Raw genomic sequence first — 12,898 nt, 5'->3', positions numbered from 1 at the left:
TCGTTATGACTTCAGATGGAGTGGGCTTGTTAGTTTTTGATGATTTGGACTGCGGCCACACTAGGAAGCAATTCGCCATCGACAGTTCGATTGACCGACTCAATCGTGCACGTATTGTCATCGATGTAGGTGATGATGTTGACTGCCGATGATTTGCGTCCGTCGGGCAAGACTCCCGTTTGCTGAACATGCCAGCTGCTTCCCTTCTTGCTCCAAATCGCTTGTCCAAATCCGCCATCGGAATCGAACACCCACGATCGAATCTGCTTCGTGGAAGGATCCCAACCGATGATCTGCATGCCGGCCATATCGATTTGGTCACCCACTTGTACCGTGAACGATCGGGTCAAGAAGTTGTTATTGCGAGTCCAGTTGCATTCCGTAATCACGGTCGCTTCCTCGTCTTGGTCGACCCACTTGCCAACCATCCACTCAAGATCTTTTAATTGCTCGTAATGCGAAACGACGACATCGACAGCTTCCTCGGTCACGCGATCTAGCAACCATTGGCCGTCCCGCTTCATGTAAACGGCCGAGTACTGGGATTCTTCTGGCTCCTGGTCAGGCCGAATCACCTTCGCCATGCCTTGCTCGACTGCGACGCTCGGTGATACGAATCCAATCGAAACCGTCGTTGCTTCCAGCTTGGCCCCTTTAGCATCGGTCAAGATTGCTGCGAACTGCTTTTCAATCGCATCCCGACCGACAACCTCTTCACCGCTATCAGGATTGATGTAGACCGCTTCGGGTGCCCAAAGAGCAGCAAGCCCCTTTGCATCGGCGCGATTGAATGCGCTGACGTAAGCTTCGACCGCCTTTCGAATCGCGGCTTCGTCTGTGGCTTGGCGATCTTTATCCTGGGCGATCGCCGGCGATAGGAGGCTAGCCATCGCGGCGAAGGTGAGGATCCAACTTTTTATTGACATGAATGTTCTCCAGTAATCGGAAAAGAGGAAAGGAAAATTTGTGCGCTGCATGACCCAATCTCCTCTCGTACGCAGCTCGTCGTCTATCGAAAATACGCAATCAGCAAAAGTTAAACCGAATGTTCTGCGAGCTTGGTAGCTGCCGACTTGTAGAGCAAGACCACGGAGCGACCGGCCGCGCGATAGGTATTCCCAGCAACTTCCGGCGCCGATTGCCAGTCGACGATATCGAGGGGCGAAGGAAGGGATGTATCGATCCATCGTTTCCAAGGGCTCTCGGGATATTGCGTAGGCAACTCAAAGTCGAGCGATTCCCAATAGCCATTCAAAATCAAATGAAAGAGGATTCTCTCTTCACGAAGCTCGGCACTAAATGCGATGCTGTGCGAGTCCCGCCCCCAATCGGGTTGATCCAGCTTTACGCCATGCCAAGACTTGGTGGAATTCTGAATCAGCTGCGTGAGGCTGAGGCGTTGCTGTTCATGAGTCACGTCGCGTAACAGTCTTCGCGCGATCAATAGCTTCACAAAACGATGGACGTCTGCGTGTTTATCAACGAGTGACCAATCAAACCAAACCGATTCGTCATCGTGACAATACCCATTGTTGTTACCGGCTTGCGTCCTTCGGACTTCGTCCCCCATCAAGATCATAGGGACACCGAGGGATAGCATCGTCACCGTGTGAAAATTCTTGACCTGTTGATTGCGAAGTGTTTCGATCGTTGAGTCCGTTGAAGGACCTTCCTGACCACAGTTCCAACTCTTGTTGTCATTCGCCCCGTCACGATTCTCTTCGCCGTTCGCTTCGTTGTGTTTTTCGTTGTAAGAAACGAGATCGTTCAATGTAAAACCATCATGGCAAGTAACAAAGTTGATGCTCTGCTCCGGCCCGCGAAGATCATGGCCGTATATCTCGTGGCTACCCAACATCCGATCCGCCAGTCGCCCCACCGCTCCCGCCTCTCCGCGAAAGAAGTCGCGAGCGTCATCGCGAAAAAGCCCGTTCCATTCCTTCCAAGCATCGCCAACGAAACTGCCGACTTGATACAAACCACCTGCGTCCCACGCCTCTGCGATCAGCTTGGTACCCGCCAATGCAGGCTCCGATTCGATATCCCACAGAACGGGTGGATTGGGAAGGACTTGTCCTGAAGAGTCGCGAGAGAGGATCGAGGCGAGATCGAAGCGAAATCCATCGACATGCATCTCAGAAACCCAATACTTCAAACTATCTACAATCATCCGCCGTACGACCGGATGGTTTGCATTGAGTGTATTACCACAGCCCGAGTAGTCTGCGTAGCGTGTGCCGCCGGATTCCATAATATAGTAGGTCGGATTGTCGATACCTCGAAAGGAAATCGTGGGGCCATCTTGCCCCCCCTCCGCCGTGTGGTTGAATACGACGTCCAAGATCACTTCGATACCAGCTCGGTGCAACGCTTTGACCATATCCCGGAATTCATCGACCGGGCCAACTGCGTCTTTTCGTGAACTGTAAGCAGCGTGCGGAGCAAAGAAAGAAACGGGTTGATACCCCCAGTAATTCACCAGCCCTGCAGGACAAGCTTGCGCGTCAAAGGCAAAGACGGGCAACAACTCCACCGCGGTAATACCGAGATCCTTCAAGTAGGGTATTTTCTCAATGAGTCCCGCGTAAGTCCCACGCAGGTTCTTAGCAACCCCTGAATTGGGATTACGAGTGAATCCGCCCACGTGCATCTCATAAATAATTGTCCTTGCAGAGGGCAACCGCAGCGGTGCATCCCCTTCCCAATCATAGCTCGCCAAATCAACAAGAACGCTTTTCATCGCCGTAGGACTATTGTCCCCCGGTCCTATCGCCGACGGATGTGAATACCCCTTCGGTACGACCACCCCTCGTCCGTAGGGATCGAGCAAGACCTTCGACGGATTGAATCGCGTTCCCTTGGATGTTCTTTCAGATCCATGTACGCGATAGCCGTAAAGCAGCCCGGGTCTCAATCCTTCCACAAACGCATGCCAATAGTGGTAGGTGCGATTGACGACGGGATCGAGATTGATCACTCGAGCAGGTTTCGCATCGTCCTCGCGATCAAACAAGAGCAACTCCACCTTTTGGGCCGTTCGAGAAAAAAGAGAGAAATTCACGCCATGATCCGTGATCTCTGTCCCCAAAGGACTTGATTTTCCAATCGCAACTCGTGAGTTCATATTAACCGTACGTTGTTAACGTGGAGAAATTATTTCGCGGTCGTTGTCTGCATCGATGTATACAAATCGATCATCGCGCGCTGACTGATTTGCAATAATCCTTCGTGCGAGCGATCCAGGTCGAAAATCAGATAAAACACGATTGCAAATGCGAGTGCCAGTATCGGCATTGCAAGAGAGCGTTGGGTTCCGACGATCCCAGCATGGTATCCAATGGAAACCACTCCCAAGACAAACAAAAAAAAGAGAGCCCCCCAGATTGCGACGGGAACTCGACTATAAAGTCCAACAAACACACGCTTGGAATGAAGATCGATCGATTCATTCAGCGACTGAATAAAGAGCCCGGTTGTGATGGAACTGTTATCTGCCTGGGCGACGGTGATCGCAAGGGTCCATATTTCCGATTGAATAGCGAGAGACTCCTGTATCGCAGGACCTATGTTCTCCGCCGTTAATTCCATTGCTCTCAACTCTGTATATCGAACTAATTTTTGCTTGATCTCTGTTTTAAACGGATCGGGTAACATGTGGGCCCGAAGGTAGGTCGTACCAAGTGCGTTAGCTTCTTCCAGCACTGCCAGACGACGATCATCAAAGCGACTGGCAGCCAATCCAAAGGCAAATGCCAACATGAAGGCCAACAACCCCAAAACCGACGCGGAAATCGCAGCCACAGGAGCTTCCTGTTCGCCTTTCACTCGTACATGCCTCCATCTCCCGACGCGATACCCGACTTCCGCCATCAGCAAACTGCCAAAGAAGATCAGCGGAAAGAGTAGCCACAGAGGAATGCGATCGAGTGGCTCTGAAATCATCGAGCCCCCCGACCAGTAGAAGTCTTGAGCGCCGGCTTAGATGAACGCTCTTCGTTCGACTTTCCTGCAACGACATCGAACGCGGATTTCTTTCCACCCTCCAGTGCGCTGGTCGGATCGAGCAGTCCGTAAAGCTGAATGAACTTAGCGATCAGCCCCGTCCATCCCGTTTGATGGCTCGCTCCCAAACCGGCGCCATTATCTCCATGAAAGTATTCGAAAAATAGCAAGTGGTCACGCCAATGTGGATCGGATTGGAATTTCTCAGTACCTCCGAATACCGGGCGTTTCCCCTGCTCGTCGCGCAGAAAGATTCGAGTCAATCGGTTTGAAATCTCTTGGCTGACTTCGAATAAGTTCATCCAATGCCCCGATCCAGTCGGGCATTCGATTTTGAAGTTATCGCCGTAGAACAAGTAGTACTGCAAAAGAGCACGAATAATCATCGCGTTGACGGGCATCCAAATGGGACCGCGCCAGTTCGAATTCCCACCGAACATACCTGAGTTCGATTCTGCGGGTAAATAATCGACTCGATACTCCTGTCCATGCACGTTGAATCGGTACGGATGCTCCTCATGAAATTTGGAGATGGATCGAATGCCGTGGGGGCTCAAAAACTCCTTCTCATCAAGCATCCTCGAAAGGACCCTGCGAAGTCGTTCAGGATTGAGGATCGCAAACAAGCTTCTGTCGTTTACCCCACGATGCTCTTTCCCCAAGGGATGTGTGGTTGTGCCAAGTTCTGGGATTCGGCGGAGTCTCTCGGTCAAGCCTGCCATGGCACGCGGAATGTTTTCGCGCTGCCAAGGTTCTACTACCGTGGCTGCACACAACGGAAGCAACCCAACCATGGATCGCACCTTGAGACGCGATGCACTGCCGTCGGGCAATCGAAGCAGATCGTAGTAGAAACCGTCTTCCTCGTCCCACATGCTGTCGTCGCCAGGACGATTCATGGCGGCCGCGATGTAGTAAAACTGTTCCACAAATTTGAGAACCATGTCTTCGTAGGCTGGGTCTGTTTCGGCAAGCTCGACCGCCATTTCCGTCATGTTCTGACTGAACAAGGCCATCCAAGCGGTTCCATCAGCTTGCTCCAGATTCCCTCCCGTTGGCAAGGGAGAACTGCGATCAAAGACGCCAATATTATCCAAGCCCAAGAATCCACCTTCAAACACGTTCTTACCGAACCGATCCTTTCGATTCGTCCACCACGTGAAATTTAGCATCAGTTTATTGAACGCGTTCTTCAAGAACTTAAGATCGGTCTCCCCACCCAACGCCTCCGATGTGCGGTGAAGAAACAACGTAGCCCACGCATGAACAGGAGGGTTCACGTCGCTGAAGTTCCACTCGTAAGCGGGAATCTGCCCGTTGGGATGCATATAAACACCCTTCAGCATCATTCGCAATTGCTCTTTGGCGAAATCGGGGTCCACAATCGCTAATGGGATGGAATGGAAGGCGAGATCCCATGCCGCATACCACGGATACTCCCACTTGTCCGGCATCGAAATGATGTCTTTGTTCAACATGTGGAACCATTCGGAATTCCGGGAACTGCGATAACCGGAGTGGAGCGGGTTCGAGTTGTGTTCATCAAGCCAGTTGTCACCGTCGAAGAAGAAAAACTGCTTGCTCCACAACATTCCAGCGAGCGATTGTCGCATCACTTGCGCGGCATCTTCGCTCACCGTCGTGGGTATGACCGATTTGTAGAACGCATCAGCTTCCTGAAGTCGGTCCGAGAAGACTTGTTCAAACTCGCGACCAAACGGAGACTTCTTCTTGTTGTCGACGGCACCCTTTGACAACCGCAAATAGATCACCTTGGAGTCCCCGGCGGCAATCATGGCTCGGTAGTGCGCCGCAACCTTGGTTCCTTGCCTGTCCGGATTCACCGCCTCCTGATTACCTTCGATAACGCAGTCGTTGATCCCATCTTTAACGAAGCGACTCTCATTTTTCTGTCCGGGAAACAATCGTTCGTGGTTAGTCTCATTTTCCGTGAATAGCAAAGGCACTTCACTATCACACCAGAGTGTGAAATCCCCCAGCAAAGAATGCTTGCCAGCCGCTGCACTCACACCAGTTGGAGAGGGAGCTTGAGAGAGATTCGGTTTCTGAGCTGCACGATTTGATTCAGCAATCCACTTGGACCAATCATTGCGAAACCAAAGCGTTGGTAGTAAATGCAACTCTGCAGGTTCCGGTCCTCGGTTGATTGCCGTAATGCGAATGAGAATATCTTCCGGCCCCGCCTTCGCGTACTCCACGTACACATCGAAGTAACGGTCTTCGTTAAACACCCCTGTATCGAGCAGCTCGTACTCCATCTCGTCCCGGGTCCGTTTCCGATTGGTCTCGAGCAAGTCCGCATAGGGGAACGCAGCTTGTGGGTACTTATACAAGTACTTCATATACGAGTGAGTAGGAGTACTATCGAGATAGAAGTAGTATTCCTTGACATCCTCACCATGATTCCCTTCGCTGTTGGTCAAGCCGAACAGCCGCTCTTTAAGGATCGCGTCTTTTCCGTTCCAGAGCGCTAAGGCAAAACAGAGTTGTTGATCATCATCGGAGATCCCAGCTAAGCCATCTTCACCCCATCGATAGGCGCGAGACCTCGCGTGGTCGTGTGTGAAAAAGTTCCAAGCATCCCCGTTCGGACTATAGTCCTCTCGTACCGTCCCCCACTGTCGCTCCGATAAATAAGGCCCCCACTTTTTCCAAGCAAGTTTCCCGTTGCGATCCTCTTCAAGTCGTTTTTTCTCGGCGCTCATCGCATTTCATCTTGGATAAAGAAAAGAATCATACTCCCTTGCTCTCAGCTTAGTCGATCCAGGTGTGGCCTGGCGAGTCGTTCGATAGGAACGTCAAACTATCCTCGACCCAAACACATTCTCCATCCATTCGCAAAACTACGACATTCTCACTGCGCAAAACGCAAGAGAGACGGAATCCGACGACGGAGGGTGTAGACTGGAATCGATTAGAATTCAGGAAACGAGCGGACTTTTGTTCACCAATTTCAACTAGGAAGTTATCCATGCCGGGCACTGCAGCGGAAATCGAGCAAATGGTGGGATGGCTAGCCAAGGTCCGCTTCTGCCGTGGCCTGGACGGCAATCAACTCCTGGAGTTAGCACCCGAATTCACTTTGCGGTCTTTCGCTGCGGGGGAGACGGTCGCCTTGGCAGATGAGCCAGTCACCGAGTTCTGGATCGTCGTCGAAGGTGAACTGGAGTCCTTTCTCACCGATCCACGAGGAAGAGAGCGGCTGTTGGGAACGGTCCATCAAGGAGAGACGCTGGGAGAGGTCGCGATCCTGGAACAAAATCTCAATCGTCCAACTCGTTTCACCGCTCGGACCAATGGGACCCTGCTCGTCGCCCCCGCCGAGGCCCTGTTGCGATGGGTCCAGACCTATCCCGTTCTGATGCAGAACTTGTTTTCTACCCTCAGTGAACGATTCAAGGTCGTCGCCGGAGCAGCTTCACGTAGCGTTCCTTCGCCCCGTCTCGGCATCATTGTGACGTCCAAAAGAGGTTTTGTCCTTGCGGGGCGGCTCCTGACGAAATTGCTGCAGTCCGGAGAGCGGATCGAAGTCTGGTCCAACCACTCAGATCGCTGGAACGAAACGGGATGCTTGCCCCAGGCGGTGTCGATCAAAACGATTGCACAACACGATGCACCCATGCTCGAGCCACCGCCACCGCAATTCGATCGACGAGTCATTGTTTGGGAGACTGATTCTCGCAATGGGACAGACTTCCAGCCCCTTCTCGGTTGCGATGAAATACTGTGGTTTGCTGAACCGACGGATGCACCGAACTTGGAGCAGATGACAGCTTCCTTGACGTTCCTTCAGGGCAACGCCTCCGAACGACTGCGACTGGTCTGGCTATTGAATTCCAATTCGCCAATAGCTCCGCTACTGAATCGTTTGAGGTTCAAGAAGAGAGATGTGAAGGTCGTTGTCGAGACCTCGAACGGGACTCCCTCACGCCAGGAGACTCAAGGGGTCGATCGCTTAGCAAGAGTGCTGCGAGGCATCTCGATCGGTATTGCCTTAGCAGGAGGTGGAGCAAAAGGAATGGCCCACTTTGGTGTGTTGCAGGTCTTGGAGGAAGCGGGGGTGTCTTTTGACGTGATGTCTGGCACGAGTGCCGGTGCGATGGCCGGCATACTTTACGCATCGGGTATGGCTCCTCAAGACGCGCTTCAGCGTTTTCAGCGCGACTTAACGCCTTCGAAGCTATTTCGCTGCCTTCCGAATTGGCCGAATCTCTATTTGGTTAGGCAGTACCGGCGCAAGGCTTGGGATGGAATGCTGCGAAAGTATCTACACGATTGGGAATTGGAACAGCTGTCGATTCCATTTCATGCAATCACCGTGGATTTGGTGCAAGCTCGTACCGTCGTTCGCCAGGAGGGGGATGCGGTGCGTGCCATCCTGGAGAGCATCAATTTACCCGTCGTTTCGCCACCCATTCTGCGAGACGGTATGGCGTTGGTGGATGGCGGCGTTCTCAACAACCTCCCCGCCGATGTGCTGGCGGAGAACGGTGCCGACTTCGTCGTCGGTGTCGATGTATCCAGCCATGTTCGCCCTGAGTTTGCAGGCAACCGCCCCGACATGCCTACGACCAAAATGCGAAATGCAGGTTCCATCGATACGATCTTTCGGATCTTCGAATCCCAGGCGCACAATATTGGAAAGATGCGCAACCGGGCGGTTGATTTTTGGATCAAACCCAACACGTCGATTTTTGGTTTAGCCGAGTTTTATCGTACAAACGAAATAGCCGAAGCAGGGAAGAATGCCGCTCAAGAATGCATCATGGAACTTCAGCAGCGTCTGAGCGAGTTAGAGAAAAGGCTTATCGCACCGTCCAAGTCGCATGGCTAACCCGCTTGTTTGGTTCTCTCCCATCGGATGAAGCTCCCACCTTGAAACTACAAATTCCATGAATCCATTTCTTTGGTTCTTCGGAGGGCTCGTTGTCGCCACAACAACCCTTTGGGTCTCACTGGCTGTTCACTACCATTTTCGCCGGCCATGGATGCGATTCATCGCGTCGCTCATCCCTTGGATCATCGTCGGTATCGCCTATTTCGCCCTACCGTGGTTCCCATGGGGGCTTGTCGTTTGGGCCGGGCTTATTCTCGCAGCGAGTCTTTGGTTCTTCGCGCTGCGTCCCAGAGTTGATCTCGATTGGGAAGTCGGAATGGAGATCTTGCCACAGGCCGAGATTCAAGGAGACAATCTGCACGTTCGGAACCTTCGAAACTCTCGCTACAGCGAGACGGGATCCCCAACTGCTCGGTACGAAGAACGCGTTTACGATCTGTCGAAACTGAATTCGATCGACTACTTCTTATCCCATTGGTCGGGTCCTTTCATGGCCCACACGATGGTAAGCTTTGGCTTTAGCGACGGACAGTACCTGTGTGTTTCGATCGAGGCGCGTCGTCAGAAGTGGCAGAGTTACTCTCCATTATGGGGACTGTTTCGCGCGTATGAGTTGATGTTTATTTTTGGTGACGAGCGCGATCTTATATGGGTGAGGACCAACATTCGACGTGAGAACATCTACATGTACCGCCTACAGCTAACGCCTCAGCACTTGAACCGATTGCTGCTGGACTATGTCCATCGACTGAGGAGCTTGAGGGACAAACCAAAGTGGTACAACTCGATCTACAGCAACTGCACCACGAACCTTTTTTACGAGGGAAATGCAAAGGTGCCTTGGTCGTTGAAACCAATGATCTTCCTCAATGGACTTTCGGCGTACGCCTTGTACCAACTCGGCTACATCGATGGTCGCTTGACATTTCCAGAGCTGCGATCCCGCTCCGCGATTCGAGAGCGAGCGTTGGCGGCTGGTGACATCGCAAATATCTCTCAGACGATCCGCGAAAGAACATGAGAACAAACGAGAACCAATTCTGACTGAAATCGAACTGTTGCTTGATAAATCAATGCGTTACACGTCCCTAAGTTTGCTCACCTGCGTTTGCGATTCGCTTAGAAAATCGTTTGATTCGAGTCGCAAGGAAGATCATGAAGAGGCCAATCGCGATTGCCGCGAGCCCGATGAGCCAAGAGATGGCAACTATCCCCGAATTAGGCCAGATGACCAACACGATTCCCATCAAGACCTTGATTACCGCGACCCAAGAAACCAAACGGCGCAGGCCGTCAGCCGCATCCATGCTTCGACTCGCAAAGTACAGACCAATCCCCTGCAGAACAAGCCAAGTGCCAACAAAGACCAATAAGATTTTCGCCGTGATGCCTGACCAAAACAACAGAACAGATCCGATCGCCAAACTGACGATCGCTTGAATCGCTAACTGCCTTCTGTCGTCGCTACGGAACAGTCCGAAAGCAATGGCGACTCCATCGATCAAAATGGTAACTCCTAGGACTTTGATCAGTACGTCGATGGTTTGCTGAGGCCAGAGAAGCGCTGCTGCAGCAAGCCCGAAGGCCAGCAGACCTCGCGATAGAAATGTCCACCAAATTGCATCCAGCGTCGACTTCAAACGAAGTTCAAGCCTCTCAGCAAGTAGGCCCTCAAGCACTTGTTTTTCAGACATGGCAATCTCCAAAATAGGATTCGTGAATCATGGATCCTTTTAGCGGACCAAAATAATCACCTGTATGTTTATCCAATGGCGGCGTGCTCATCGTCTGCAGACTTGATAGCATTTGCGGGCATCAGAGGCACGTGAACGGTCGCGGGGTCCCAAAGGCGGAATCCGCCCGTAAGTGCGTAAGCGTTATTTCCGAGCCGACAACGAGGAGGAAGTTCTTTGAGTTTCTTTGAATTGCCTCCTCCCAGCACAATCTCATCGGGACGGAGCGTTTCGGTCAATCGGTTGATGGTGTAGGCAACATAGCGTCTCCATTTTTTTTTACCGAGTCGTTCTAAGCCACGGAGCCCAACATAATCTTCAATGGTTCCGTTCTTAAATGAAAGGTGCCCCAGCTCCATTGGAACTACGGTGCCATCGGCAACGAGAGCTGATCCGAGACCAGTCCCGAAACCAATGAAGAGAAGCAGCCCACCTTCATAACATCCCAGAGCTTGCATCGCTGCATCATTGATGAGTTTCACGGGCACCCCAAAGGCCTCTTCGAAGTCGAAGGTCACCCAACCGGAAGCGAGATTGTGAGGTTCGTTCGCTATGCGGCCTTTGGAAACTGCACCAGGGTAGCCGATCGATACCGCATCATACAGCCAGTCTTTCGCAATCTTCTTCACCTCGGAGACCATGAGCTCGGGTGTCATGGTAGGACCGGAAGGAATCTTTCGCGATTCTCGCTGTCCTGTCGCTAAGACCTTGACGTTGGTTCCACCCACGTCGATCGAAAGAATATTCATAATTTGTTCCTCTACTTTTCGAACGTGATCGCCGTAGTATTGCTTCGAAACACTGGCTGTTCCTTTCTTTGAATCGCCACACGCCAATCCATGATAGCCAGATCTTGTGCGTATGAGCCTCGCGACGCAATCGAGTTCAGGCAAAATAACAACTCGACAGACCAGCCATGCGAACAAACGTGCTCGAAAACGTCTTCGGGTGATGGCTCTTATGGGGGTTGGCATCTTCGACTCAGAGAGGATCTTGCTGACGAAACCGGGCCTCGCTCGAGACGAGCTCCGCGAAATCCTGCAAAATCCAGGAAGCTGCCTTGGGAATGTTGTGGAGTGCTTTTCACGGGAAGTGTAACTTGTAGTTTGGCGGTCGAGAGTTTTGGTTTTCGTTTCAGCACGGGTGGCAACCATGAGTAAAAAGATTAGCGATTCGGATCGCACAAAGCTCTCCAGGAAAGACTACGAGAAAGAGCTTAGAGAGCTGCAGGTAGAGCTCTGCAGGTTGCAAGAATGGGTCAAACAAAAAGGCCTTCGCGTTGTTGTCGTTTTCGAAGGACGCGATGGTGCTGGAAAAGGAGGGACGATCAGGGCCCTTACGGAACGGGTAAGTCCGCGTGTCTTTCGAACTGTGGCCTTACCAGCCCCGTCCGATCGCGAAAAGACGCAGATGTACATGCAGCGCTACATTCCGCATTTCCCAGCGGCTGGTGAAGTCGTCATTTTTGATCGGAGTTGGTACAACCGAGCGGGTGTCGAACATGTCTTAGGTTATTGTTCTAAGGAGCAGTACCATGGATTTCTAGAGCTCTGTCCCGTTTTTGAAGAGCATTTCGTGATACGCGGCGGGATTCAGTTGATTAAGTTTTGGCTCGAGGTAGGCAATAAAGAGCAATCGCGGCGATTCGAAGCACGCATTGAAGACCCACTCCGACAATGGAAACTAAGCCCGGTTGATTTGCCTTCTCGTGAAAAATGGTATGAGTACTCTCAAGCGCGAGATGCAATGCTGGAGGCAACCGATACACAAAGCGCACCTTGGTACATCGTCCGTTCGGATGACAAGAAGCGCGCGCGACTCAACTGTATCGCCCACCTCCTCAGTTTGATCCCCTATGAAGAATTGCCACACCCGGAAGTCAAGCTGCCTAGCCGATCTAAGAAGGGAGCTTACGACGACGAGTTAAGTTTGCAAGGAAGGCGATTCGTCGAAGAAAGGTATTGATGTCGATACTGTCCTGAGTTGTGACCAATTCAATGGATGTAAACCTACTTGCTGAGCGAGCCATTACCCATTGCTCTGCCATCACTCGTACTGCTTGGATCTGATTCGTTCCAAGTGCGAGAGGTTTTCATGTAAAGCGCGTCGCAGGCACTACTTTCAGCGTTACGCATTGCGGTCATCGGTCCCCAAAGTGGCGAGACGCATTTCCGCGAGGAACTGGTCGCGCAGCTAAGGCTCGGCAGTGGCTTTGGACAATAATTATCACAATAGAATCGCTTGACGCTTACTGGGCACGGCAAAGGCTTGGGTTGGTAGCAGTCGCATTCCCAACCTCGCACAG

General features: G+C 51.9%; 9 protein-coding genes. 3 read left to right on the top strand and 6 right to left on the bottom strand.

All coding sequences use genetic code 11. The features are described 5' to 3' along the window. Positions 1–29: 29 nt before the first annotated feature. The 4 genes from VN12_RS09595 to VN12_RS09580 form a co-directional block, all read right to left on the bottom strand. Positions 30–926 (bottom strand): SgcJ/EcaC family oxidoreductase, encoded by an 897-nt coding sequence (locus VN12_RS09595; protein WP_240491382.1) that lies wholly within the window; start codon positions 924–926, stop codon positions 30–32. A gap of 110 nt (positions 927–1,036) precedes the next feature. Continuing rightward, complete coding sequence (glgX, locus tag VN12_RS09590; RefSeq protein ID WP_146676613.1) at positions 1,037–3,124, bottom strand: glycogen debranching protein GlgX; 2,088 nt, start codon at positions 3,122–3,124, stop codon at positions 1,037–1,039. Positions 3,125–3,153: 29 nt separating this feature from the next. After that, on the bottom strand, positions 3,154–3,942 hold the full coding sequence (locus tag VN12_RS09585; RefSeq protein WP_146676612.1) for a hypothetical protein: 789 nt from the start codon (positions 3,940–3,942) through the stop codon (positions 3,154–3,156). Beyond that, positions 3,939–6,728, bottom strand: coding sequence for an MGH1-like glycoside hydrolase domain-containing protein (locus VN12_RS09580; RefSeq protein WP_240491381.1), 2,790 nt, complete (start codon positions 6,726–6,728; stop codon positions 3,939–3,941). The genes VN12_RS09585 and VN12_RS09580 overlap by 4 nt, the downstream gene beginning before the upstream one ends. Positions 6,729–6,994: 266 nt before the next feature. Here VN12_RS09580 and VN12_RS09575 point away from each other — a divergent pair, with 266 nt between their 5' ends. Together VN12_RS09575 and VN12_RS09570 are read left to right on the top strand one after the other, a co-directional pair. Beyond that, entirely contained in the window at positions 6,995–8,857 is a 1,863-nt protein-coding gene (locus tag VN12_RS09575) for a patatin-like phospholipase family protein (protein WP_146676611.1), read from the top strand. 58 nt (positions 8,858–8,915) lie between these two features. Further along, positions 8,916–9,881 (top strand): DUF4105 domain-containing protein, encoded by a 966-nt coding sequence (locus tag VN12_RS09570; protein ID WP_146676610.1) that lies wholly within the window; start codon positions 8,916–8,918, stop codon positions 9,879–9,881. Between the two features lie 67 nt (positions 9,882–9,948). Here VN12_RS09570 and VN12_RS09565 read toward each other — a convergent pair whose 3' ends face one another. Together VN12_RS09565 and VN12_RS09560 are read right to left on the bottom strand one after the other, a co-directional pair. Next, positions 9,949–10,554: an HdeD family acid-resistance protein gene (locus VN12_RS09565; protein ID WP_146676609.1), complete on the bottom strand. Its 606-nt coding sequence runs from the start codon at positions 10,552–10,554 to the stop codon at positions 9,949–9,951. Positions 10,555–10,622: 68 nt separating this feature from the next. Further along, entirely contained in the window at positions 10,623–11,342 is a 720-nt protein-coding gene (locus tag VN12_RS09560; RefSeq protein ID WP_146676608.1) for an ROK family protein, read from the bottom strand. A gap of 403 nt (positions 11,343–11,745) precedes the next feature. Between VN12_RS09560 and ppk2 the strand changes: the two genes are divergently transcribed. After that, complete coding sequence (ppk2, locus tag VN12_RS09555) at positions 11,746–12,558, top strand: polyphosphate kinase 2 (RefSeq protein WP_146676607.1); 813 nt, start codon at positions 11,746–11,748, stop codon at positions 12,556–12,558. Positions 12,559–12,898 lie beyond the last annotated feature (340 nt).

This window comes from Pirellula sp. SH-Sr6A, from assembly GCF_001610875.1.
In the GTDB taxonomy this organism is placed as follows: domain Bacteria; phylum Planctomycetota; class Planctomycetia; order Pirellulales; family Pirellulaceae; genus JBKCUI01.
This window is presented reverse-complemented; position numbering and strand designations above follow the sequence as displayed.